At 44.7% G+C, this 26,604-nt stretch carries 22 protein-coding genes and 1 other RNA gene; 2 read left to right on the top strand and 21 right to left on the bottom strand.

Annotated elements, in window-relative coordinates:
• Positions 1-2: 2 nt before the first annotated feature.
• The 5 genes from WH46_RS12340 to WH46_RS12360 all read right to left on the bottom strand — a co-directional run bounded on the left by WH46_RS12340 (position 3) and on the right by WH46_RS12360 (position 5,375).
• Entirely contained in the window at positions 3-920 is a 918-nt protein-coding gene (locus tag WH46_RS12340; RefSeq protein WP_017811806.1) for an ABC transporter permease, read from the bottom strand.
• Positions 921-923: 3 nt separating this feature from the next.
• The gene (locus tag WH46_RS12345) at positions 924-1,856 is read right to left on the bottom strand and encodes an ABC transporter permease (RefSeq protein WP_017811807.1); all 933 of its coding nucleotides are present in this window, start codon (positions 1,854-1,856) and stop codon (positions 924-926) included.
• Between the two features lie 252 nt (positions 1,857-2,108).
• Positions 2,109-3,773 (bottom strand): peptide ABC transporter substrate-binding protein, encoded by a 1,665-nt coding sequence (locus WH46_RS12350; RefSeq protein WP_017811808.1) that lies wholly within the window; start codon positions 3,771-3,773, stop codon positions 2,109-2,111.
• 205 nt (positions 3,774-3,978) lie between these two features.
• Complete coding sequence (locus tag WH46_RS12355) at positions 3,979-4,371, bottom strand: DUF3397 domain-containing protein (RefSeq protein ID WP_046226864.1); 393 nt, start codon at positions 4,369-4,371, stop codon at positions 3,979-3,981.
• Positions 4,371-5,375, bottom strand: coding sequence for a ketopantoate reductase family protein (locus WH46_RS12360; protein ID WP_046226865.1), 1,005 nt, complete (start codon positions 5,373-5,375; stop codon positions 4,371-4,373). Before WH46_RS12360 ends, WH46_RS12355 begins: the two co-directional genes overlap by 1 nt.
• Before the next feature lie 256 nt (positions 5,376-5,631).
• Here WH46_RS12360 and WH46_RS12365 point away from each other — a divergent pair, with 256 nt between their 5' ends.
• The gene (locus WH46_RS12365; RefSeq protein WP_046226866.1) at positions 5,632-6,738 is read left to right on the top strand and encodes a hypothetical protein; all 1,107 of its coding nucleotides are present in this window, start codon (positions 5,632-5,634) and stop codon (positions 6,736-6,738) included.
• Between the two features lie 128 nt (positions 6,739-6,866).
• Here WH46_RS12365 and WH46_RS12370 read toward each other — a convergent pair whose 3' ends face one another.
• The 4 genes from WH46_RS12370 to WH46_RS12385 all read right to left on the bottom strand — a co-directional run bounded on the left by WH46_RS12370 (position 6,867) and on the right by WH46_RS12385 (position 12,494).
• Entirely contained in the window at positions 6,867-8,198 is a 1,332-nt protein-coding gene (locus WH46_RS12370; protein WP_046226867.1) for a PhoH family protein, read from the bottom strand.
• Positions 8,199-8,702: 504 nt separating this feature from the next.
• Complete coding sequence (locus WH46_RS12375; protein ID WP_046226868.1) at positions 8,703-9,854, bottom strand: LCP family protein; 1,152 nt, start codon at positions 9,852-9,854, stop codon at positions 8,703-8,705.
• Positions 9,855-9,996: 142 nt separating this feature from the next.
• Entirely contained in the window at positions 9,997-11,841 is a 1,845-nt protein-coding gene (typA, locus tag WH46_RS12380; protein ID WP_017811814.1) for a translational GTPase TypA, read from the bottom strand.
• Between the two features lie 155 nt (positions 11,842-11,996).
• The gene (locus tag WH46_RS12385) at positions 11,997-12,494 is read right to left on the bottom strand and encodes a hypothetical protein (protein WP_017811815.1); all 498 of its coding nucleotides are present in this window, start codon (positions 12,492-12,494) and stop codon (positions 11,997-11,999) included.
• Between the two features lie 346 nt (positions 12,495-12,840).
• On the opposite strand from WH46_RS12385, the gene WH46_RS12390 reads away from it, so the two are divergent.
• Positions 12,841-13,521, top strand: coding sequence for a TerC family protein (locus WH46_RS12390; RefSeq protein WP_017811816.1), 681 nt, complete (start codon positions 12,841-12,843; stop codon positions 13,519-13,521).
• Positions 13,522-13,708: 187 nt separating this feature from the next.
• Here the strand turns inward: WH46_RS12390 and thiI are convergent, their stop codons facing one another.
• From thiI to dnaG, 12 genes are all read right to left on the bottom strand, one after another.
• On the bottom strand, positions 13,709-14,935 hold the full coding sequence (gene thiI / locus WH46_RS12395; RefSeq protein WP_046226869.1) for a tRNA uracil 4-sulfurtransferase ThiI: 1,227 nt from the start codon (positions 14,933-14,935) through the stop codon (positions 13,709-13,711).
• Between the two features lie 9 nt (positions 14,936-14,944).
• Positions 14,945-16,090, bottom strand: coding sequence for a cysteine desulfurase family protein (locus tag WH46_RS12400; protein WP_046226870.1), 1,146 nt, complete (start codon positions 16,088-16,090; stop codon positions 14,945-14,947).
• 217 nt (positions 16,091-16,307) lie between these two features.
• Entirely contained in the window at positions 16,308-17,141 is an 834-nt protein-coding gene (locus WH46_RS12405; RefSeq protein WP_046226871.1) for a lytic transglycosylase domain-containing protein, read from the bottom strand.
• A gap of 166 nt (positions 17,142-17,307) precedes the next feature.
• Complete coding sequence (locus WH46_RS12410) at positions 17,308-18,144, bottom strand: GNAT family N-acetyltransferase (RefSeq protein ID WP_046226872.1); 837 nt, start codon at positions 18,142-18,144, stop codon at positions 17,308-17,310.
• A 172-nt stretch (positions 18,145-18,316) separates the two neighbouring features.
• Positions 18,317-18,817, bottom strand: coding sequence for a YpuI family protein (locus tag WH46_RS12415; protein WP_017811821.1), 501 nt, complete (start codon positions 18,815-18,817; stop codon positions 18,317-18,319).
• A 498-nt stretch (positions 18,818-19,315) separates the two neighbouring features.
• Positions 19,316-19,719, bottom strand: an RNA gene (rnpB, locus tag WH46_RS23450) — RNase P RNA component class A.
• 113 nt (positions 19,720-19,832) lie between these two features.
• Positions 19,833-20,948, bottom strand: coding sequence for a Nif3-like dinuclear metal center hexameric protein (locus WH46_RS12420; protein ID WP_046226873.1), 1,116 nt, complete (start codon positions 20,946-20,948; stop codon positions 19,833-19,835).
• Positions 20,924-21,694, bottom strand: a complete 771-nt coding sequence (locus tag WH46_RS12425; RefSeq protein ID WP_046226874.1) for a tRNA (adenine(22)-N(1))-methyltransferase — start codon at positions 21,692-21,694, stop codon at positions 20,924-20,926. Before WH46_RS12425 ends, WH46_RS12420 begins: the two co-directional genes overlap by 25 nt.
• Entirely contained in the window at positions 21,691-22,518 is an 828-nt protein-coding gene (locus tag WH46_RS12430; RefSeq protein WP_017811824.1) for a hypothetical protein, read from the bottom strand. Before WH46_RS12430 ends, WH46_RS12425 begins: the two co-directional genes overlap by 4 nt.
• A gap of 228 nt (positions 22,519-22,746) precedes the next feature.
• A complete protein-coding gene (locus tag WH46_RS12435) occupies positions 22,747-23,166 on the bottom strand; it encodes a hypothetical protein (RefSeq protein ID WP_046226875.1) in 420 nt (139 codons plus the stop codon).
• A 428-nt stretch (positions 23,167-23,594) separates the two neighbouring features.
• Complete coding sequence (gene rpoD, locus WH46_RS12440) at positions 23,595-24,722, bottom strand: RNA polymerase sigma factor RpoD (RefSeq protein ID WP_017811825.1); 1,128 nt, start codon at positions 24,720-24,722, stop codon at positions 23,595-23,597.
• A 41-nt stretch (positions 24,723-24,763) separates the two neighbouring features.
• Positions 24,764-26,596 (bottom strand): DNA primase, encoded by a 1,833-nt coding sequence (gene dnaG / locus WH46_RS12445; protein ID WP_017811826.1) that lies wholly within the window; start codon positions 26,594-26,596, stop codon positions 24,764-24,766.
• Between the last annotated feature and the right edge of the window lie 8 nt (positions 26,597-26,604).

Raw genomic sequence — 26,604 nt, forward strand, 5'->3', positions numbered from 1 at the left:
TTTTATTTTCTCAGTTTCGGATCCAGTGCGTCTCTCAGACCATCACCCAGCAGGTTAAATGCCAGCATGGTAAGACAGATCAGACCTGCAGGGAACCACATACGCCAAGGATACAGATTCCATCCCTGAAGTGCATCATTGATCATGGAACCCAGAGAAGATACAGGAGCCTGTACACCAAGGCCCAGGAAACTCAGGAAAGCTTCCGAGAAGATCGCACTTGGTACCGATAATGTTACCGTTACAATAATCGGTCCCAATGCGTTTGGCAACAGGTGTTTGAACAATTGACGACTGCCACTTGCACCCATGGAACGTGCTGCCAGAATAAAGTCACGGTTTTTCAGCTGCATAATTTCACCACGTACAATCCAGGACATGGTTACCCAGCCGGTAACAGCCAATGCAAAGATAATTGTTGGCAATCCAGGCTCCATAACAACGAGCAGCAGGATTACGATCAACAGATACGGAATGGAGTACAAAATTTCGGAAATTTTGTTCATTACTTCATCCACGCGACCACCTTTGTAACCCATAACAGCACCATAAATAATACCGATAACAAGGTCAATCAGCGCTGCAGAGAAACCTACGATCAGGGAAATGCGAGCTCCCATCCATGTCCGAACCCACATGTCACGGCCCAAGTTATCCGTTCCAAACCAGTGTTCAGCTGAAGGAGCTTTATTGGTATTCATCAGATCATTACTGTAATAGTTGTAAGGCAACATATAAGGACCAATAATGGCCATTAAAATAATAATAACAAGTATAACCAGGCTAATCATAGCAACCGGGTTACGGGATAAACGGTACATGGCATCCTGCCACAACGATACACTTTTCTGCTGAATAGTCGGATCGCTCGCCGTATCAGCAGTTGCCTTATTCGGATTTGGGTTTCCAGTAGCTGCCAACGGTTAAGCCCCCTTTCTTCCAGACAATTTGATGCGCGGATCAATCAGCACATACAAAATATCTGTTATAAAACGTGCAAGCATCAAAATAACACCATAGAAAATGGTAACGCCCATAATCATTGTGTAATCACGGTTGGTAATACTTTCGACGAATACCTTACCAATACCGCCAATACCAAAGATCTGCTCGATAACGACAGAACCGGTAATAACGTTTGCAGTCATCGGTCCAACATAAGTAACAACAGGCAAGATACCATTACGCACCACGTGCCGTGTCATGATAGTAAAGCCGTTCAGGCCTTTGGCTTTAGCCGTTTTGATGTATTCGGAGTTCAGAACTTCCAGCATGCTGGATCGTGTCAGACGAGCGATAAATGCTATCGGTTGTACAGCCAGAGCCGCTACCGGAAGCACAAAGTCACTAGGTTTGCTGAAGCCCATGACGTTAAACCAACCCAGCTTGAGTGCAAATAAATACTGAATCAAGGTTGCAAGCACAAAGCTCGGTACTGCGATCCCTATAATTGCCAAAGTCATGGCTACATGGTCGATCAGCTTCCGATGGTACAAAGCCGCAATCAAACCAAGCACAATTCCGACAATAATAGAAATGATAATAGCAAAAATACCAATCTGCAAAGAAGGCTTAAAGGTTTGAGCAATTCGTCCGGTTACATCCTGGTTTTGATATTTCATCGAAATACCAAGATCCCCTTGAACAACATTGCCCAGATAACGTACATACTGCACAGGAATGGGTTGATCCAATCCATATTGAGCCATCAGACGTGCTTTGATCTGAGGCTGCACTGCTCTTTCTGACATGAAAGGATCACCTGGAATAACTTTCATCAGGAAAAATGTCAGTGATACCAGAATAAATAGAGACACTAGCATAAAAAGAAACTTGCCGGCAATATACCTAACCATTCTTCTGGAACCCTCCTTTGTGTAATGTTTATGCGCATTGTTCAACCATACTATTTCTTTGATTCTTTAAGTAAGAAAGAAACTTGCAATTCATATTATTTAATAAAAACAAGTAAAAACTTGCAATATTCAAAGTTAGAAAAAGCAATATATGGTAAAACGTCAAACACACATAAAAGCGGGATATATATGGTTGGAAAAGCTCCACATATATCCCGCAGCAATCATCTAACTGCCAAATTAATTATTGAATTATTCGAAATATGCTTTGGAGAAGTCAATTGCTCCACTGAAATCAACAACGATTCCTTTAAGATTAGGTTTTACAAGAGAAATGCTAGTGTAGTAGTAGATAGGCATAACAGTCATGTCATCTTCAATCAGCATTTTCTCTGCTTTGGACATATCATCCATGCGTTTTGCAGCATCCTGAGTAGCTTTTGCATCAGCAATCAGTTTGTCATATGCAGGATTTGCATAGCCAGCGTTATTGTTACCGCCGCCAGTTACCCACATATCCATGAATGTCATTGGATCATTGTAGTCAGCTGTCCAACCGGCACGAGCAACTTGGAAGTTACCACTTTGACGGTTATTCAGGAATACACTCCACTCTTGGTTTTCAGTTTTCACGTCTACACCAAGGTTGCTCTTCCACATATCAGCAATCGCCAGAGCGATTTTTTGATGCGCTTCACTGGAGTTGTAGATCAGTGTGATTGGAGGCAAAGTTGTGTAACCTTCCTCTTTCATACCTTCTGCCAGCAATGTTTTTGCTTGTGCTGCATCTTCTTTGAAATAGCTGTCTTTGTGCTCAGTACGATATTCGTCTGTTTGGCCTTTGATACCCGGAGGTACGAAACCAAATGCTGGAATTTGTCCACCCAGTGTTACATTGTCAACGATCGCTTGGCGATTGATAGACATTGCAAACGCTTTACGGATTTTTGCATTATTGAAAGGTTTTTCTTTGTTATTGAATTCATAGTAGTATGTGCTTGCAATACCTTTTGCCTGGAATTGATCCGGGAATTGTTGTTTTGCAGCAGGGATCTGGTCGGTTGGAATCTCACCAGTTGGTGCACCAGCATAATCAAGCTGGCCACTTTGATAACTGGAATACTCGGTTGCACCGGAGTTAACCAGGGAAGCCGTAATTGTATTCAGTTTGATGTTATCTTTGTCCCAATACTTGTCGTTTTTAGTCCAAGCCAGTTGTTGGCCTGTTGTCCAAGTTGTCAAAGTGAACGGTCCGTTAGTAACCATGGTGTCTGCTTTTGCAGCCCATTTGTCATTAGCTTCAACGTTCTTTTTGTTAACCGGATAGTATGTGTAGAAAGAAGTCAGACCGAGCCAGTAAGGTGCAGGGTTCTCAAGAGTAACCTCGAGTGTCTTCTCGTCAACAACTTTCACGCCAACCTGGGAGAAATCTTTGATTTTACCAGTGTTGAACGCTTCGCCATTTTTCAGGTAGTAAAGCTGGTAAGCATATTCAGATGCTGGAGCAGTGTCCGGGCTCAGAACGTGTTCCCATGCATAAGCGAAATCTTCCGCTGTTACAGGTTCACCGTTGTTCCAAGTTGCATTATCACGAAGGTGGAAAGTATATTTCAGACCATCTTCGGAAACATCCCATTTTTCAGCAACGCCTGGAGCCGGGTTGCCATCTGCGCCCATACGGGTGAGACCTTCGTACATCAGCTTCAGAGCCGTATTTGTCTGGCTGTCTTTTGCTTGAGCCGGATCAAAAGTAGGAGGTTCTGCACTCATGTTGATGCGTAAATCCTGTGATGCAGTGCCTTCTCCTGCTTGTCCACTTGTACCTGTACCACTCTCAGAACCGCTGCCGCAAGCTGCGAGCAAGGTGCTAAAAGCTAGTACGAGGGTCATAAGTACTAACCAACTTTTCTTTTTCATCTAGCAGTTTCCCCCTAAAAAATGTGGTTGTGGTATATGTTTATTGATTATACAACCAGTGGTCAAAAAAATCTATATTTTAATCTTAAAAAAAGCGTTTTTTTTCGGTTTTTTCAACATATTCGTCACATTGCAGTGTATATTAGGCTTCATCTCACGGAGGAATACCTAACATCAAGCAAAAATATTCCAATTTTCGACACGATTACCGTGTCAAGTATTGCAAAATAGCGATTAAAAGCAGCACGATGTAACCTAAGCTCAAAAATAAAAAAGATAAACGCCATACTGCACGGAAAAGACGCTGAAAATCCACTTTCCCTTTGAGACGGTTTTGCGCACTTCCGATAACTCCAATAGCCAGCAGCAGTATCAGCAAAAATATGTAAAATCCCATTTGACTGTTAAATATGATATTAAATAACGCCGCTACCGAAATATAAAGAAATGGAGTCGTCACGTCCATCGCATTTCCGGCCGCTTTCTTTTTCGGCTCTTTCTTAAACCGGCTGATCAGATATACAGCCAGGAAAGGGATAAAAGGAACGAGACTTAAAAAAATCGCTCCATTCAGCAGCCACCCGAAAAATCCTCCCATTAATCTGCCTCCTTTATGGTCATTGCCTCAATCAGATGACATACCCATTCATGTCCAGGGGCTATTGTCTGATGACGCCGGGCAATCTCTGCAATACTGCCATTAATCCACCGTATCTCGGTTCTTCTACCCTGCTGTACATCAGCCAGCATAGAGGAGGTATTGGATGCAGTTGATCGACATACCTGTAAGATATCATTCCAAAGTGATTCTGACCATTCTATATCTGCTTTGTCATATACATGAATCGCTTCTTCATAAAGCTGTCTCATCACAGTTATGCGCTCCGCACTGGCTAAAAGCTCTCCATTAGGTATGCGCCACAAAGCGGTGAGTGGGTTAATTACAGCATTGATAATCAGCTTCCGGTATATTGCCATCTCGATATTATTCGACAAAGAGGCACTAAGTCCTGCTTTAGTCCATAAATTTAATAACAAAATGATAGCGTCCGAATGCCCATTAGCTGCAACCTCCGATTCATCCCCCCTGTCTACAGTACCGTGAGGTTGCGTTAGTTGTCCAAGTATGGTCTCTCCATACCCTGAATGTATCACCTTATTGGGAGCTGATTTCTTGGCGCCTTCTGTAGTAATGCCTGCATAAACCTGCCACTTGTTATCCCCCATATGATCTGTTCGTATACCATTTTGTAAATAGATAATACAGGTCCGTTCCGATACCCGCTCTGCCAGCTGCTCTATCAATTCAGGAGTCATATGGGTTTGTTTCACCGTAACCAGAATGACATCTGCCGATCGCCAGTCTCCTGTATGATAAATATGAGATACAGGATAGACATTCCCTGATGCCGGGATAGACAAACTTGATAAATCCGCTACCGCATCTGCAGATGGATAATAGTGAATGCCCTCTTGCCGGATTAGTGAAGCTTGTGCTTCTGTACGTGTCCACAGATTTAGCTGAATATCTTTTTGTATCTGGGCCATTTTACTATAAAAGAGCAGCCCCAAAGATCCTGCTCCAAAAATATCAATAATCATGTGATTCCCTCCGAACATGGTATGCGATAAAATAAGAATATATGAGTTGTGAATAACCCCTATCCTCTATGCTGCTTTCCTATATTGTAGATGATTTATGCAACATACAGCCATATATCTACATAGGCATAACCCGAATATAGCTTTTGGATCGTGACCTACTCATTCATATTTCTAATCCAAAGACAGCTTCTTCATTATTTATAATGAATTTATTTGCAGTAACAACATTAATTATACAGGGAGGAAACGATAGATGAAACCTGTTTACACGGCATGCGTCGTTTGCTTCTCTCTTTTGGCAGCTATGTTTGTACCTTTTTCATTCATTAATGCAGCGGCGCCTTCCCTAGAATCTGCAGAGCAACTCGATCCGCAGACTCGTCAGCTGTTGGAAGACAGTTTATCGGTAACTGAACTTGATCATGAAATTACACGAATTCGTCAGGAAGAAAATACCGCCCGTACCCGGTATCAACAACTGGAACAGCAAGCTCTGACCAGTGAGCAGCAGTTGAATGATGCCAAAGTACAATCCGATAAAATACTGATTGCCTATTATACCGGAGAGCGGGAGCAATTACGCAATGCTTTCTGGGCGGCTGGTAGTATATCGGGAGTCATTGCATTTTACGAATACTATAAAATGATTCTGGATCATGACCAGCAAATTATGACAGATTATCGAACCAGATATGAGCAGATACAGTCTATACGAAGCGATTTGCTGCGTACTTCCACGGAGTTACGTACGATCGGCAGTCGTTTGACCGAACAGAGACAACATGTATCTTCTCTGCAAACCCGAATTCACAGCGGTCTTGCTTCCAGCTCGGAGCCGGATACTGCGAGACAACTGATCAATGAAATGAATGCCTACTGGGAGAATATTGGATTGTATGAAGTGAAGAATTATTTTCAGGCATTGGCTCAATCCATGCAGCAATTTCCCGCGTTTCTTGAATCGCAGCCGGGAGCTATTCGTACAAATGGTCGGCAGTATACGATTGTTATCGAGCAGCAGCAGTTGAATGATTTTCTGCATCAGACTGCCGGGTTGCCAGATAGCCTGCAATTCAATTTTGAACAGGATCGACTAGTTGTTCATGGACAAGAGGGGCAACTGGCCTTGGAGATCATTGGTCATTATGAGATTGAAAATGCTCCGCAAAATACAATGCGTTTCCGGGTAGATCAGCTGATATTCAACGGATTTCGTCTACCGGATACAACCTGCCAAATGCTAGAGAATGAGTTCGACCTGGGATTCTATCCTGAACAGATCATTCCTTATCTCAAAGCGACTTCGGTCGGGATTGTCCCTCAATCGATGACCGTACAGCTGGAGTTGTCACTCAAGTAAACAAGCAACAAGAGTTAAAATAATCGCCTCTATACAGAAAAGTATGGAGGCTCACTACTCCAGAATGAATAAGCATATTAAAAAGCGTCCTCTCCCTGATTGGAGAAGACGCTTTTTGTTCATTTATATTACAGCAGATCCGCAGCCAACTGAGCGAGTTTGGAACGCTCTCCTTTTTCCAGAGTAATATGACCGCTGATTCCTTCCTGTTTAAAATGCTCTACCACATGAGTCAGACCATTACTGATCGAATCGAGATACGGATGATCGATCTGATCCGGATCGCCGACCAGTACAATTTTGCTGCCTTCACCGACACGGGATACAATTGTCTTCACTTCATGACGAGATAGATTCTGAGCTTCATCAATAATAATGAATTGTCCTGGAATCGACCGTCCACGGATATAGGTAAGTGCCTCTACCTGAATGCTGCCCAGTCCCATTAGAATCTTATCGATATCTCCCGCTTTTTTGGTATCAAACAAGAACTCCAGGTTATCGTAGATAGGCTGCATCCAAGGGCGAAGCTTTTCATCTTTTTCTCCCGGTAGATAACCAATGTCTTTCCCCATGGGTACAACCGGACGGGCAATCAGCAGCTTTTTGTATTTTTGCTCATCTTCTACTTTGGATAATGAGGCCGCGAGTGCCAGCAACGTTTTGCCTGTACCGGCTTTTCCTGTAATGGTAACCAGTGGAATATCATCATTGAGTAACAACTCCAGAGCCATCCGCTGCTGGGCATTACGTGCAGCTATTCCCCATATCGGCTCATTGCTCAGGAAAAGTGGCTCCAGCTTGCTGCCATCATGACTGACTTTGAGCAGTGCGGACTTGCCGCTGCCCATTTCGTCTTTTAGAATTACAAATTCGTTGGGGTACAGCGTATAATTCAGGTTCAAGGCATTCACGGATAAATAACGGTTATTGTAGAAATCATCGATAGTCGCGGGATGAACTTGAAGTGTCGTATAGCCTGTATAAATCTCATTGGGTTCGGCTGCGCGATCGGATAAGTAATCTTCTGTCAGCAGTCCGAGTACATCGGCTTTGACACGAACAAGTACATCTTTACTCACCAGAATGACCTGACGAGGTTCGGCTTTCTCGCGTTCTTCCAAATCATAATTCAAAGCAACAGCCAGAATACGGTTATCATTGGTGATCTCGCCAAACATCTCATGCACTTTGGCAAAGCTGCGATGGTTTAATTCAACCCGCAGTGTACCTCCATTTTCCAGCTGAACGCCATCATGAAGATGTCCTATTTCACGAAGCGCATCCAGCGAACGGGAGACGCCTCGGGCATTTCGCCCGATTTCATCCGCATTGCGTTTTTTTGAATCGATTTCTTCCAATACCACTGCGGGAATAATTACATCATTTTCTTCAAAAGCGAAAATGGCATTCGGATCGTGAAGAAGCACATTGGTATCCAATACAAAAATCTTTTTCATGGAGATTCCCCCCTGGGTACGAATTGTTTGTGATCTCTGATGCCTCCAGCTTATGCTTCCCGCTTCCTGAACCGCCAAGCCTCACCCTCCACTTGATATAAAACAAAAAAGCCCGGGTTATACAGCACCCAGACTTGTCCTATCATTATAATATAATTTGAAAAAATCACAGCAAGCCGCACCTTTGGCATACAGCTGAATAAGAGTTGGATTTGGCACATGTGAAATAATTCCATCACATGATAGTGTATTACACATACATTGCGGCATCCCAAAACCTCCAATCCCTGCTTCAGCGAATAGTAAGGTGCACGGATATTATAGCATAGATATTGCCCTTTTCAAATGTGAGATAGTAGGTGTTTTGGTTACTATAATAATTCATTTTCTAGGAATAAATAGACATTTTACAACAAAAAAAGAACAGGTTTCTGCCTAAGCAGAAACCTGTTCTTTTCTTTCCGATCTATTAACAATACATACGGAGTTTATGATATTCCACTTTTATTTTGCAGTTGCTGACTGACCTGTACTTTCTGTGGAAGTACCTGTACCGTCAAATTGATCCGAATGTGTTGCTGTTCCGTTTAGTTCATCCTGAAGTGCCTGCTTGGCGTTAGCCAGCTCGGTTTCATTGATGTATACATACGGGCTCTTCCAATCTCCTGTAACCGGCATATACTTGATATTCGCTTTTGGAATATCCCAGTAAGTGGTTAACAGATTGGTGAACTGACTGCCTTCAATATCCGTCTCCATATTATCATCGACCGACTGGATAATTGAACTCAGCTTCGCTACACCACTGAACGATTGAACTTTATCCACTACAGAATTCAGTACTTCGTTCTGACGTTTGTTACGATCAAAGTCACTGGATTCCTGTGTGCGTGGGCTACAAGAACTGCTGGAATGACGATAACGTACATATCCAAGAGCTTGTTCCCCATTCAGATGCTGCGGCCCTTTTTTGATATTGATATTGGTTCCGTCTGCACGGTCAATATAACACATATTCATGGCTGCATCGACATCCACACCACCTACAGCATCTACAACATCACTGAAGCCCTGGAAATTAATAACTGTCGTATAATCGACATCCACTCCCAGATATTTCCCCAGCATGGTCTGCATTTCCTGCATGGCGTTATCCGTGCCTTTTTTCTTATCTTCCGCATAGAATTTAGGATAATACGCATTCAGCTTGTTGGGAATATATCCATCCAGCTGGAAGTACGTATCCCGCGGCAGTGATACGATTGTGGCAGACTTGGTCTCCGGATTCAGCGTAGCTACCATAACTACGTCGGTAAGACGTGTACCGGTCTCTTTGCGATAATCCGTACCGAGCAGAGCCATCGTAATCGGCTTTTCTTTGGCAGATTTCTCAGGAACTCTGGTATCTACAATACCTGGAGTCTGACCTGTACCACCTTTACCTTCGAACATTCCCTGCAGCTGATAATAAAGAATACCAGCGTACGCCATAACACCTACAATTGCCAGCAGAATCACGATTAGCAGAATCTGCATAAACCGTTTAAAGCCGCTAACTTTTTTCTTTTGTTTTTTATTGGACTTGGGATTGCCGGCTTTTTGCGATTTGGCCTTGCCCCCCGCACGCGGCGGAAGTCCTCCTGTAGTCGTACTCATTGCTCTCAACACCTGTTCCATCGTTATTAGATAATGTAGTGAAGGTGGCTGCTCCATCCTATGCTGATCACCAGCATACTCAGGATTCAGCCACCTACTATAATGAAGAATTCAGATTATAATTGCAACTTCACGACCGGAATTAGCTGTTTTGTGCTGCTTTGCGGTGTTTCTCAGCACGTTCGCGCTCACTCTTGTTCAAGATCTTTTTGCGAAGGCGAATGGCTTTCGGCGTGATTTCACAATACTCATCATCGTTCAGGTATTCCAGAGCTTGCTCCAGAGAGAACAGACGCGGAGTTTTCATTTTAACGGTGTCATCTTTGGTAGCAGAACGAACGTTAGTCAGCTGCTTTTCTTTACAAATGTTAACGACGATATCGTTATCACGAGTATGTTCACCAACGATCATACCTTCATAGATTTCAGCACCCGGTTCAACGAACAGTGTACCGCGATCTTCAACAGACAGAATACCGTACAGTGTGGAAGAACCATTCTCACTGGATACGAGTACGCCCTGGTGACGTCCGCCAACCTGTCCTGCTACCAGCGGTCCGTAGCTATCGAACGCATGGTTCATAATACCGTAACCACGAGTCAGTGTCAGGAAGTACGTACGATATCCGATCAGACCACGTGCAGGAATCAGGAATTCCAGACGAACCTGTCCGCTGCCATTGTTAACCATGTTAACCATCTCAGCTTTGCGGCTTCCAAGACTTTCCATAACTGCGCCCATGCTTTCTTCAGGCACATCGATCATCAGACGCTCGATTGGCTCCATGCGAGTACCGTCGATTTCACGAACGATAACTTCAGGCTTGGACACCTGCAGCTCATAACCTTCACGACGCATGTTCTCAATCAGGATACCCAGGTGAAGCTCACCACGTCCGGATACGACATAAGCATCTGGACTTTCTGTTTCGTCTACACGCAGACTCACATCAGTCTCCAGCTCTTTGAACAGACGGTCACGCAGACGACGCGATGTTACCCATTTACCTTCACGACCTGCAAATGGACTGTTGTTCACGAGGAACGTCATTTGCAGTGTAGGCTCATCGATTTTCAGAACTGGCAGTGCTTCCGGATTCTGTGGATCAGCAATTGTCTCACCGATGTTGATATCCTTGATACCAGCCAGTGCGATGATGTCACCTGCACCTGCTTCTTCAACTTCGACACGTTTCAGACCCTGGAATCCAAACAGCTTCTCGACACGTGCTGTTTTCTTCTGTCCTTCGCGGGTAATAACCGTTACGGATTGACCTTGACGGATAATACCACGGTTAACGCGACCAACAGCGATACGACCCAGATATTCGTTGTAGTCCATCAGTGTAACGAGGAACTGCAGCGGCTGTTCTGTATCTTCGGTTGGAGCAGGGATTTTGCTTACTACAGTTTCGTAGATTGCTTGCATGTTATCGTCCTGTTTGGCAGGATCATCTTCCATGCTGGAAGTACCGTTCAATGCAGAAGCATAAACAACCGGGAAGTCCAGCTGATCATCGTTAGCACCCAGCTCGATAAACAGTTCCAGTACTTCGTCAATAACTTCAGCAGGACGAGCTGCCGGACGGTCGATTTTGTTCACGACAACGATAGGTGTCAGGTTGTGCTCCAGTGCTTTGCGCAGTACGAATTTCGTTTGCGGCATGCAACCTTCATAAGCATCAACAACCAGCAGTACACCATCAACCATTTTCATAATACGTTCTACTTCACCACCGAAATCGGCGTGACCCGGAGTATCCACGATATTAATAAGATAATCTTTATAGGTAATAGCTGTATTTTTAGCCAGAATCGTAATACCGCGTTCGCGCTCCAAATCATTGGAATCCATTGCGCGGTCCTGCAAAGTCTCGTGATCACGGAAAATGCCGGATTGTTGCAACAGTTTGTCCACCAGTGTTGTTTTACCATGGTCAACGTGGGCAATAATGGCGATATTGCGGATATTCTCTCTCAAATGCATAAAATTCTCCAAATCCTCTCCAGAAAATGAGCGTCGGTCAACGAAGCCGACGCTCTACTATTTATTATAAAAAAATTGTAAAAACCGTCATTAGTAAACTGATTCATTATTCATTATACGGCATAACTCATATAAATCAAGCTTAATCATACTTATTACCAGCCTCTTTTGGAATTAGTTCGGCTGAACAGCATCCATATTCCGCCGCCAATCAGCAGCAAAGCGATCAGGTAGAAAGCCGATGCTCCCAGCAGGCTGAAAAAGAGAAAAATGATAGATAATGCACCCAGAACAACCGCAGCAAAACCAACATTACGAGATATGGCAGAAGACGAAACCATATAATATTCATACAGTCCTACAGCAATACCAAGCAGCAGCAGCGGCCACAAGTAGGCCATTAATGACCAGCCCCAGATATTGCAAAAGAAAAACAAAATCCCGTATACGGTCAGTATACCTGCCGGAATCAGTACATACGAAGAAGCACTGCGACTAAAATAAACCAACTGCAGCAGTACACCTGGCAACAAAATAAGCAGCGGCCAGAAAACATGTCCAATAAAAGCAAATACACCCAGCTTGCCAAGCAAAATGACCAGTCCGGCCAGTATAATAAATATTGCGATAACTCCCTGATTACGATTCGTCATATTACGCTTTCCTCCCAGCCGTTTTTATTCCGGTACAGCAGCTGATCCAGTGTTTTTCCATACATTTAGTGTATCCGATCTTCCGCAAAAAGACTACCCGAAAGGAGTCCCTCGCCCACGGTATACCACAGATCCAGCGGTTAGTATTACGGTTATTCTGGTTATTAATACAACATGCCATCTTGATCTGACGATCTGCGAATATTTACGGAATCAGGCATTCCCTATATACCCAATCTGCAGAATCACCTTGATTCATGTGATGAACCTGTCATGGTAACCAGACACATGCTGGTATATTATTATTATCGGCTAATCTGGGCAAACTTAAAGGAGTGGAGACATTTTGGATATTACTCAAGCCAGCTTTTGGCTGGCACTCTTAAACATCATCTTTATCGACCTTATTCTGGCAGGCGATAATGCTATTGTTATCGGTCTGGCTGCACGTAAGCTGCCGCAGCAAACACAGAAAAAAGCTATTCTCTACGGTATGTTTGGAGCGGTTATCATTCGAATTGTAGCAACAATTGCCGTTATCTGGCTGCTGCAGATTCCATGGCTGCTTGTCGTTGGTGGTCTGCTGCTGATTGTAATTGCCTACAAGCTGCTTACCGATAATGAAGATCATAAAGATGTCAAAGCAGGCACTTCTCTCTGGAGTGCAGTCTGGACCATTATCGTAGCCGATGCAGCTATGGGACTGGATAATGTTATCGCCGTCGCGGGTGCTGCCAACCAGCACATCGGTCTCGTGATTATTGGTCTGTGTATCAGCGTGCCTATCGTAGTATGGGGCAGTACGATCTTCATCAAACTGACTAATCGTTTTCCATGGATTATCTATGTGGGTAGTGCAGTACTTGCATATACCGCTTCCCATATGATTACCGAAGAAAATCGTCTGCATGGTGTATTTGAAGCTCACCCGCTGTGGAGATGGATATTCGTTGTTTTCATTATTATCGGTGTACTACTGGCTGGATATTTGAAAAATCGTCAGACTGCCAATCGTACAGCTTCTTAACTACCGTTCCACTATACCGTGCAAAATATCCAACTAATTGTGGTACGAATTCGATTTTTATATGCTTTATAAGCATTTATGAATAGATACAAAAAAAACAGCTGCAAATCCGTTTTCCACGGCCTTATGGGCCGGGATGGGGTTGCAGCTGTTTTGTTATGCTTTTATATATGCAATAGGCGATAAATTACAGCCAGTCTTCTTCTACTGCTTCGGCTAAAAATGAGTCTGTGGATGAACCTGCTTCAATCACCAACAGTTCGGTTTGTTCTACCGCACGCTGAATCATTTCATCTAGTTCCAGGAAAGACTCTACCTTCTCTACAATTCGCAGATTCGGATTGGTCGCTGGCGACTTGGGAACAAATAACGTACAGCAATCCTCATAAGGAAGAATAGATAAATCATAGGTGCCAATCTGCTGGGATACCTGAATGATCTCGTCTTTGCTCTGCATCACAAGAGGACGCAGGATCGGCAGTTCGGTTGCCCGCTCGATCACATTCATGCTGTTCAGTGTCTGACTCGCTACCTGTCCCAGACTTTCTCCGGTAATAATAGCCAATCCTTTTTGCTGCTCGGCCAAGCGGGCTGTAATTCGAAGCATGGCTCTGCGCATCAGGGTAATCATCAGATTATCCTGTCCTGTCGTCGTAAAAGCAGTCTGGATCTCGGTGAACGGTACCACATGCAGCTTGATTTTGCCGCCATATCCGGCGAGTACACGGGTCAGATCAATAACTTTCTGCTTGGCCCGTTCACTGGTAAACGGATAGCTGTGGAAATGGACACATTCAATTTCCAGTCCCCTTTTCATGGACTGCCAGCCTGCGACCGGACTATCAATACCACCCGATAGCATCAGCATCGCCCGACCGTTGCTGCCTCTTGGAAATCCGCCAACAGCAGGAATGATCTGACTGTATACATAGGCTGCATCCTCGCGTACTTCCGCTCGCAGTTCAATATCCGGATTGCGTACATCTACCTTGAGTAGTGGATTGGCACGCAGCACCGGGGAACCAATCAGGTGATTCATCTCCTGGGAAGAATGCGGAAATGGTTTCCATACCCGGCGCGCGGTCACTTTGAAAGTTGTCTCGGCCTGTATATCGTGTTCACGAATCAGTTCCAGTGCAGCTTCGATAATAGAATCCAATTCCGGCTTTGCCTGCTTGACCGGGATAATATCCACAATGCCAAATACATTACGCAGCAGACCAATCAGCAGTTCTGCCGATACTCCCCCTGTCTCTACATACACTCGTCCATATTCACGGTGCACACGTGCCTGTGGATATGGACGCAGGATTTCGCGTACATGCTCGGCAATCACTTTTTCAAAACGACCTCTGTTTTTTCCTTTGAGTGTAATCTCGCCCATTCTGAGAATCAGGCGACTAATATTATGCATCAAACCGGTTTATCTCCTCTCCAATGAACGCAGTGACTGTACTGTCTGTCGAAGCGCTCCTATCAGGTATTCCACATCTTCCAATGTATGCTCGTCTCCCAGACTGATCCGGATACCGCTGCCGGCATGCGTGCGGTCCATACCCATCGCTGCCAGTACACGGCTGGGTACAGATTTGCGCGAGGAGCAGGCAGACTGGGTAGATACCAGGCAACCCTGCTGCTCCAGACTATGCAGTACTACTTCCGACTTCATACCGGGATACGTAAAATGAATAATATGCGGTGCAGCCGATACAACCTCGGTCCATACAAGCCCGGGAATATCGTGGATAGCCTGCTGCACGGCATCCCGAAGTGTGCACAAATGCTCATACTGCCGGGGCTGCTGTTCGATAATCAGGCGCATCGCCTTGGTCATCCCCGCTATGCCGGCAGCATTTTCCGTACCGGAACGGTATCCCTGCTCCTGTCCCCCGCCCGCCAGCAGCGGCAGTAGTTCCAGCCCTTGTTTGACGTAGAGCAAGCCGGTTCCTTTGGGTCCTCTCAGCTTATGGGCAGACAAACTGTACAGGTCAATTCCCCATTCTTTTAGCGACACAGGGATTTTGCCAAAACCTTGCACACCATCGACATGCATAAGCACTCTTGGATAATGGGATTTGATCAAATGGGCAATACGTTCAATCGGCTGTACGGCTCCAGTCTCGTTATTAACATGCATTACGCTGACCAAAAGGGTATCAGGTCTTATAGCGGCAAGTATATCTTCAGGAGATACTGCTCCATCCGGCTGCGGGTTCACATAACTCACTTCGAACCCGAACAGTTCCAGCTGACGAAAAGTCTCGTAAACCGAAGGATGTTCGATCATCGTAGTAACAAAATGTCCCTGCATACGTCCTTTGCGCAATGCGACGCCCTTGATTGCCATATTGTTGCTCTCGGTTGCCCCCGATGTCCATATAATCTCTGCTGGCTGTACATTCAGTAAGCCTGCCGTTACTTCTCTCGCTCGGCGAATCAGTCGCTCCGATTCTTCACCATAACGATGAAGCGAAGATGGATTGCCATAATGCTTGTCCATGATCTCGGACATCGCGCGTACGACCTCGGGATAAGGAGGTGTCGTAGCTGCGTAATCAAAGTATTTCATTGTATCCTACCTCCTGCTTCCTGCTATATAAACGAGCAGCAGACAAGACTAAAAGAGACCAAAATACGGATAACGCTCCGCTTTTTGATCTCTTTCAAAAATAATAGTCGCTGCCATTTCTTCTGAAAGTTACAGTCAGATGCTAAAACCGTCTGCCTGTCATTATATCATACATTCTTATCCGAAGAGTTGGCTTTATTATAGGGAATATCGAAACTTAAAGAGCATATTTGCTCTGGGCATTTTCAATTTTGCTGATATAGCGCTGTGTTTCTTTTGGCAGTTGGTCGAATTTGGCCATTAGTTCATTGTCATTGGAAATGCCAAGTCTTTGCAGTCGTCCTGGACCTGCATTATAGGCAGCCAGGGCTGTTTTGACATTATTATCGTAATGCTTCAACTGGTAGGAGAGATACTTGGTGCCCCCATCAATATTCTGGGCAGGATCATAGGAATTACTCACACCCAGTCCGGCTGCTGTACCATCCATCAGCTGCATCAGTCCTTTGGCTCCGGCAGAAGAACCTGCACGAGGATTAAAGGAAGACTCTACATCGATTACTGCTTTGATCAGTGATTCGGGAATACCGTATTTGCTGCTCGCTGTACTGATCAGGTCATTGTACGCTGTTGTTTTGCTTCCGCTATCGTCGCCACCGATTCCTTGAAGTGCCGATACATCCCCCCCAGCGGATAGTGATGCCGTGCTGCTGCTTTCGGTCAATCCTGCACGGGCTGTAGCTGTTGCATTCTCCGGGCTTACTTCCGGTAGCTGGTCAAAATTGTACCATGGGTCGGCCGATCCTGTTCCATACGTGCTGCCTGTTACCGAAGAAGGTGTCCCTGTAGATACCAGACTCGCCAGATCTTGCACACTGGCACCCGAACTCTGCGCTTCACTGGATGTGCCAATATTTTGCTGCAGCATCAGCTGAAACAGCTGATCGGTATCATTTGTATTTACAGCAGCAGGGTTTGTGCTGCCTCCGCCTGATGCATTCAGATATCGCAGTTCAAGCATTTGCTTTGCTGTATTTGGATCAATTTGCATATGGTTGGTAGCTCCTGTCTATTTGTAAATGAATGGTGGATTATCCGTCTAAGTATTTCTCTATATTCCCAGTGTACTGCTTTTACACATGTTAGGCATGAGAATGAATGACGATTCTGATCACCCAGGTGGAAAATAGGAACAATCTCCCGTATGGTATTATTCTCTAACGCGCCCATACGCTGTAAGTATATGAAGGTACAAAACCCAGTCGATATGCCAGTTGTCGGGAAGCTTCATTATCCAGACTGCATTCCCATATCGGCTGACGACCGGTGTGTATGCAGTGATCGATAAAAGACTTCGCTACTATTAACGCCAATCCTTTGCCCCGATACGCTGCTGCTGTATAGATATCCAGTTCTGCTGTCCAAGTATTCGCAAAAATCGACGTACATTCGCAAATAACTTCATTTTCATGCCAAATCGCGTAACCTATTCCGTTTTGCAGATAGTTGACAGACGAACCCCAATAGGTCCTATAATACTTTTCGTCAAAAACCGCGCTATTTTGAATAACAGATTCATTTATTTTTTTCAGTTCATACAGCGTAGACCGTTTTCGTTGATCCTCAGACAAGAGATCACAAGAATAATCCATTGCCTGTCTGGTAAGCTGACGAAGTTCACCAGGCAGCCGGGATACCATTTCATTCCATATTGTACTACCCGAAAATAAAGTAAATCTTTCTAGGGTCTCTATACGTCTCTGGCAGCGTTCACTGACCATAGCATAAAAAGATTCTGAAGGATTCCCGCCTCCTGCATAATAAAGACCTATAGACGTCTCCACCCATAATGGCCTATCAATAAAATGAAATGCAGCAGGCATAGCTCGAAGATGATTATTCTGTTGGGGAATGTTATTTAATTTATAGGTTTGTCCATTTGAAGATTGTATATAAATACTGCCTGCTATCGTCCCGTCCATTACGGAGTATACAAAAGCCGGATAGCGCCTCGTATAAGCTGTACCTGCTGTAGATATATTGCTTGCATCCATGTCTATGTAAGCTCCTTTTAATCATAATAGTGAACAAGCAATCGATATGTATATTGGATATGTAAACTTGATTTAAAATAGTACCGTTAATTCTATTATTACAAAAAAATAAGGATGCCTCTTCAGGCACCCTTAGCAGTTAAATTTTCATCGTAATACATAAGCTAGCAGTTTATGCGTGGCGCTGATTCATGCGGCGCTGTGTCAAATAGTCACTTTCATAGTAAGACAGGTCATCACGCAGTTCTTCAAAGGTTCTGGTAATATCCAGAATAATATCTCTGACCGGCTTCACAGGCGTTTGACGGAAACGGATTGCTTCCTGTCCTGTGTAGGCATAACGTCCATCTTCGGAATAGCACTCATTTTTGGGATAGAAAAAGCTGTTTACGCACTGATGATACGTGTTATAAAGAGCTTTTTCAGCAAATTCTGCATCAAAGTTAGCACGACGCAAAACTACGCCCAATTTCTCATAGGATACTTCGGAGAATACCAGCAGGTGACGCAGATCTGCCAGAAACCCTTTGTAAAAAGGTAATGTATCTTCTCCCTGTTCGGCTGCCAATGCCTTTAGAGAATATTCATTCAAAAACCCTTCCAGTTTCTCGATGACCGGTTTCAACTTTTCCCGTGTGCCTTCACTCAACTTATGGACATTTGCAGCTGACATGACTGTAGCTCCCCCTTAATTGGTTCCTTTAAGACTGGGTTAGGTCGTTGTATGATTTAACCCTGATTTAACTTACATCCTACCATAAAACTCATTTCATGTGTTAGTTCCACTTCAGTTTACAAACATCAATTTTTAAGCATTTCCTATCAGGCTCTTATGGTTTCTTTAACCAATAGGTATGTTCATGAAAATCATCTCATCAATGTATCAGCAGATGATTGATTTAATACCATATAGATTACTTTCATTTACCTTAACAATCAAGGTATATGGAAGGTCCATGATATAGATTTCATTGAACATTTCAGATTTTACCTATTTTCCATCATAAAGGCGGTGTATCTTCCTAATATTATCGGAAGATACACCGCCTTTGTACAGCGGATATTGAATTGGTCAGTACAAATGTAATGATGCTGTATTCCATACATGCGAATAAATCCGCCATACATGACCAAATAGCTATCATACTTGTTGAGTAAACGTGGCGTTAGTTGGGAAAGTTTCTCATAAGCCGGGTTCTGTACCAGTTGTGGTTCGATCGGGAACTACCCTCCCACTTTTGGTGACAATCATCTATCTAGGCCAAACATTACTATTTGGCTCCAGCGACCAACCTCGATACACCTCGGGCTAAGGCTGCTTTTCCGAAAAAAAGCTGTATCTCTTTAGGTCTTGCTCCAGATGGGGTTTACCAGGAACAAAGTCACCAGTGTTCCTCGGGGTCTCTTACACCTCGGTTCCATCCTTGCCTGTACTCTTGCGAGCCATCGGCGGTCCATTTCTGTGGCACTATCCTTCAGTTTGCACTGACTGGATGTTATCCAGCACCCTGCCCTACGGAGCCCGGACTTTCCTCCCGCAGCCTTTCGGCTACCGGCGATTGTCTGTTAAACTTTCCGCGAACGCAACACAGCATATTATATAATTTTAAGCTGACGGTGGCAAGAGGCAACTACAAATTTGTTTACCCTAAATTGTTATCTTTACAGCATATACCATAAAGTCTCACTTAAACGAACCGGAATACCTCGGTATCGATCACAGAGGCATGTACAGGTGTCGTATATTTATCTGCCTGCAAACGCGCACTGAGCACACCTGCTACACCTGGCTTCATAATCTTCTCTGTATTATGGCCTGGATCAATAATGGCAATTCCGGCAAGCAGTGCATCGTGAGCCGTATGATAATCGATATCACCGGTCACAATCACATCCGCTCCTTTAAAAAGAGCTCCATTTACATACCGGCTGCCTGATCCGCCGAGTACGGCTGCTTTTTTGATCGTACGCTGCAAGTCACCTACAACGCGTACGGTAGGTACATCAAGGCCTTTTTTGACAGTGTCCACAAATTCACCCAGACTCACCGGCGCATCCAGTTTACCTACGCGTCCGAGACCGTAGGCTTTGCCTGGAAGTGCCAATGGATACAGATCATAGGCTACTTCTTCATATGGATGGGATTTAATCAGCGCTTGAACCGCTTTGTTGCGCAGACTGGTCGGGATAATCGTCTCAAAACGGACTTCGGCAGCATGCTCCAGCTTGCCCTGCTGACCTATATACGGGTTCGTTCCTTCTTCCGGCTGGAATGTGCCTGTACCTTCGGTATTAAAGCTGCAGTGGCTGTAATTGCCGATATGGCCGGCTCCCGCTGCCCATACGGCACTACGTACCGCATCCAGATGCGAAGCAGGTACAAAAGTAACCAGTTTCAAGTAATCATCTGACGACGTCTGCTCAATCGGTACCGTCTGACGAAGGCCCAGCGCTTCAGCCATCCAGTCATTCACTCCACCCTCGGCAATATCCAGATTGGTATGACTGATATAGACCGCAATATCATGCTTGATCAACTTCTCATACAGACGGCCCATCGGCGTACTGGTCTGCAGACTTTTGAGAGGCCGGAAAATAATCGCATGATGCGCGATAATCAGATTGGCGTTCAGCGCAATGGCTTCATCGATTACTTCTTCTGTTACATCCAGGGCCACCAACACGCCTGTAATATCCTTTTGCAGTGTACCCAGCTGAAGACCAATCCGGTCATCGGGTACAGCGATTGATTTGGGAGCAAACTGCTCCATGTACTGGATTACGGTCTGTCCTTTTGCAAGCATAACAGTACCTCCTTCACGAGCTTGATCTGCTGCTGTAGTGCCGCAACTTTTAGCTTGGCTTCATCCGTATCCGAACGACCAACAGATGCAGCTACCTTTTCCAGCTTGTCGATTTCCTGTTTCCATTTATCTACGAATACTGGAGAAGCTTCGTTCAGCAAATAAGGGCCAAATTGCAGCAAACTGAAATCATGCAGTTCTACCTGCAACCCATCCGGATTCGTTAGCAGACGTTCCTGATATAGCTGTACATTACGCTCTGCCGCATCATCCAGACGATCAGCAGTCAGAATCTCATATGTACGGCCATCCTCTTCCAGGATCTGTTCGGAAGACAGGAACCAGCCATGCTCGAGCAGCCAGCGACGTACAAATTCTTCTCCTACATTCGGTTGCAGAATTAAGCGGGATACGCCTTCGAGCTTGTCCAGCCCTTCAGACAAAATAGTTACGATTAGTGCCCCGCCCATACCGGCAATCGTAATTACATCCACTTCTCCAGGAGTCAGTACAGCCAGACCATTACCAAGTCTCGGCTCAATCACCTGACCGAGTCCTGCTTCGTTCACCTGACGCTGAGCCGCATCCAGCGGTCCCTGGTTGACTTCACCAGCTATCGCTTTGATTACACGGCCTTCACGTACGGCAAATACCGGCAGAAGAGCATGGTCGGACCCAATATCCGCCAACCGGCTCCCTGCTGGAATTTGCTCCGCAATTCTTGTTAATCTTGTTGATAATTTCATGCAGCCACCCACACTATCCATTTTTTTCGAAGTATAAATAAAAGAATGCAAGCCAGTGCAATCTTGGTCACACACAGCACTGCAAAAATATCCGGAACCTGCCCGCGAAGCAGTACTTCATCTACTTCCGGCATAAACCAAATGGCAATTCCGCTTGTAAAATAGACGGCGGCCAGCTTTTTGCCACGATGATGAACCAGCCAGCTAAACCATACCAATAGCAGGCTGAGCGGAAGCCACAGACCCTGCAATACGATCCACGAAGCGTCTGGATTCATACGCGCAAAAAATCCTGCATACAGCAGTACAAACGCACCAAACCCGATATACAGCAGCACCGGACTGGAAATCACATATCCCATTATACACCAGATTAACGCACATCCAATGACAAGTACAGTAATCCACAGCGACGGGTCCAATCCATGCTGGCGAATAATTAATATGCCCATCCCCAGCATCAACATACTCCCTACTGCCAACAGAAATGATGATGCGATCGGATTACGCTTGCGCCAGCGGATTCCGCCTGTATAACAAAGCGCTGTAAACACCGGCACACATACCAGCTGTACCAAAAAGGGAAACGTTGTAAAGTACAGTAGGACGAGACAAATAAAACAAAGCATCAGAAACGTAAAAATCCATGTTCGTATATTGCCCTGCTTGAAAGACTGCATAGATAATACCTTTTTGTCACTACGCTCCTGATTTACATCATACAGATTCATCAGAAAATCGCAATAATGCGCTGGCAGCAACCGATTCTCCCGCCAGTATTCAATCTCATCAAGAATAACTCCCCTTTTATCCTGATTCACCATACTCCCCCACTTCTATTATCATTCGGGTTAACTGACATACTATTTGTCAGAGCTCACACCGGATTACAAACCATATAATTATATATCGTTGAAAGAGGAGTAAATGTAAAGAATTTGCAAAATATAAAGTGGATTCAACTTAAATAAACGTGAAATAAAGTATGTAAAATAAAAGAAAACTCACAACTTTATTTAATAAATGTTATGAGTTGACTGCATTAATTATATTTATTTGTACGTTGGATGATAATCTACAATTTGTCCGTATGTGCTGGATCCTTTAATGAGGTCGTAAACCACGGGTTCGGGTTTAACAACCTCGTATGTTCCAGCTTTATAGTTCACTGTTACTTTTAACGGTAAAGCAGTATCCGTATTCTTAAAATGTGCATTGAGATCAAATATGATTTGTTTTGGATTGGAATCATCTACATTTTGGATAGTATAACTTTCCAATGGAAGACCTTTGGTTTCATCTTTCCATTGTTGACTATAATCGGATAGCGCTTTCGATGCTGCTTCGCTTGGTGTATCGGTATTAACCGATTGTGCTGCGACTGTATTCAGTGTACTGCTAGCATAAACAATTCCTGTGCCCAAAGAAAGAAGCGTTATTGAAGTAAACAAAATATTTTTTAAATTATTCATATGAGTCTCCTCTTTTTGATAAATTGAATATCTTTTGGTTTTTTACTAACATAATTAGATCAGCACTAAATGAAACTGGAGATATAATAACAGCTATACTTATATTAAAGTGTAGTTTCGAGACCTATTAAAACAAAAATTGTCAAAACTCTTTTTTATGTAATTATTATATTCATTTCCAAACATATCATATTCTTTTTATGTCTGATAGTCTATATTTGATAGCTTATATAGCAATCATATTATTGATCCTGTTACAATCGTTAATCCTTATTTTTTTAAAATAACAATTTGTATTTTTTTAATATGATCTAATCAGCTAAGCTTTTATTATTTTGTAAAAAAAGGAGTCTACTCTATTGTAGAGTAGACTCCTTTTCACGTTTTAAGTCTTCCATTTTTTATTACATGATATACAATTTTATATTCTATTCCAGGAAGTCCTTCAGACGTTTGCTGCGGCTTGGATGACGCAGTTTGCGCAGAGCCTTGGCTTCGATCTGACGGATACGTTCACGGGTAACACCAAACACTTTACCCACTTCTTCCAGCGTACGCGTACGTCCATCGTCCAGGCCAAAGCGCAGACGAAGTACATTTTCTTCACGCTCGGTCAGCGTATCCAGTACATCTTCCAGCTGTTCCTTGAGCAGCTCATAAGCTGCAGCATCAGCTGGTGCCAGTGCATCCTGATCCTCGATAAAGTCACCCAGGTGAGAATCATCCTCTTCACCAATTGGTGTCTCCAAAGATACAGGTTCCTGTGCGATTTTCATGATTTCGCGTACTTTTTCTACGCTCAGTTCCATCTCGGCTGCAATCTCTTCCGGCGTCGGTTCGCGCCCCAATTCCTGCAGCAGCTGACGGGATACCCGGATCAGCTTGTTGATGGTTTCTACCATATGCACCGGAATACGGATGGTTCTAGCCTGGTCCGCAATCGCGCGGGTGATCGCCTGACGAATCCACCATGTTGCATAGGTACTGAATTTATATCCTTTGGTATGGTCAAATTTCTCAACAGCTTTGATCAGACCCATGTTACCTTCCTGAATCAGATCCAGGAACAGCATACCGCGTCCAACGTACCGTTTGGCAATACTGACCACGAGACGAAGGTTGGCTTCAGCCAGTCTGCGTTTTGCTTCTTCATCACCTTGCTCAATACGCTTGGCCAGCTCAACTTCACTGTCTGCAGAAAGCAATGGTACTCGGCCGATCTCTTTGAGGTACATACGGACCGGGTCATTGATTTTGATACCCGGCGGCAGTGCCAGATCATCGTCAAAGCTGAACTCATTATCCCCATTTTCCCGCTCGTTCTCGGAATCGTTCGTAACTTCTTCGTCACCTTCATTGATTACTTCGATACCCATATCTCCGAGTTGTTCATAGAACTCGTCGATCTGTTCTGCATCCTGGTCAAAAGCGGCCAGTCTCTCTACGATATCCTTGTAGTTCAGTGAGGATCTCTTTTTACCTACCTCAATAAGCTGCTCTTTTACCTGTTCGAGCGTTAATTCGGTTTCCAATTCAGTATGCTGATCGTTCGCCATCTTTCGACTCCCTCCTCCCTGAAAATAAATGCTCAGAACATTTATTGTCTTTCCAGGGCGATAATCTCACTTGCAATTTGAGCCGCACGCAGGAAATCTCCTGACTTCTCTGCACGCAGCATGTCTTCTCTTTTTTGCTCAATCTGTTTTTGCTGGGGGAATTTTTTGATTTCACGAATGTAATCATCCATTCCCCGCAGTGTCTCATCAAGCGGTGCATCCATCATGGAGATGGATGTAGCGGTCTTCTCCAGCCGATCATCATGCAATGATGCAATAAACCGGCTGATATCAGGCGCTTTGCCCTGCGCATAGTACGAATAGATGTACGCAGCCAGAGCTGCATGTTCCGGGATATTAAAAGCTTCTCCCAGCTCCTGCGCCACATGAGTAGCCGCCTCCCCATCCTGCAGCATAATCGACAGCAACCGCCGCTCTGCCACATGATAGGCAGGCAGCAGGGTAGGAGCAGTTGGCTGCTTGCGCGAGCCTCTTGCATTCCCGCCACTGCCATTTCGATTACCCTGCTGACCGGATGATGGCTGCTTGCGATTCAGTGTCTGACGCGCCAGATTGCAGTCCTGCTTCAGACTCTCCAGAGATACGCCTACTTCGGTGGAAAGTTCCTTGAGATACACTTCCCGCTCTGTCGGCGAACCCAGATGCGCGATCACATTAATTGCCTCCTGCGCATAAGCCGCCTTGCCGTCTTCTTCCAGCAAGTTGTAATTCTTTTTGGTGTAAATCAGCCGGAATTTGGTCGTAGACACTGCGCCATGAATAATCTGATCCACAAAACGTTCCTGACCATACGTTTTAATATACTCGTCAGGGTCCAGACCGTTTTGCAGAACAGCGATTTTCACGTGCAGACCTGCACCTTCCAGAATGGGGATACTTTTGAGTGCAGCTGCCTGTCCAGCGTTATCGCCGTCATAACAAACCACGACCTCTTCGGTTAGCGTACGTATCAGTGAAGCATGATTTTCAGTCAATGCTGTGCCCATTGTCGCTACAGTATGTTGTACCCCCGCATCCCATGCTGCAATCACATCTCCAAAGCCTTCCATTAATACGATCTGTCCCTGCTTGCGGATCGGTCCTTTAGCCAGGTTCAGATTGTACAATGTACGGCTTTTGTTAAACAGTCGACTCTCCGGTGAATTCAGGTATTTGGGCTGACCTTCACCGAGTATCCGTCCTGCAAATGCAATTACTCTTCCGCTGCGGTTCATAATCGGGAACATGACCCGTCCGCGGAAGCGATCTACATACCCTGAACCATTCTGTCTGGGAGACAGTAGTCCCCCTTTTTCCATCTCTTTCAGATCAAACGAACGTTTTTCAAAAAACTGCACAAGCGTATCCCAGCGATCTGGCGCATAGCCAATCTGAAACTGATCTATCAGCTTGTCACCAAATCCGCGGGCACGCAGGTACTCCATTGCAGATTTCCCGTGTTCCGTATTTTTCAAAAGATAATGAAACAGCTTGGCGGCCCATTCATGAGCCTGAAGCAAGCGTTCCAGCTCCTTGTTCTGTGGAGTGGCTGCCGCTCCTTTTCCATCCTGATAAGGGACATGTGATTCTTCTGCCATTAATCTGACCGCTTCCGGGAAAGACAGACCATCAATTTCCATTCTGAACTTGATGGCATTGCCGCCCGCGCCGCATCCATAACAGTAAAAAATCTGGCGTTCCGGTGTGACTGTGAACGAAGGAGTCTTTTCCGAATGAAACGGACAGAGGCCCTTCATGTACTTGCCCTGTTTGGTCAGATGAACATACTTGCCTACCGTGTCAACAATGTCATTATGCTGAAGTACCGCTTCAATGACTTCATCAGGAATACCACCGCTATATCCGGTGTTCATCGTTACCA

It is taken from the genome of Paenibacillus dauci (assembly GCF_000971985.1).
In the GTDB taxonomy this organism is placed as follows: Bacteria; Bacillota; Bacilli; order Paenibacillales; family Paenibacillaceae; genus Saccharibacillus; species Saccharibacillus dauci.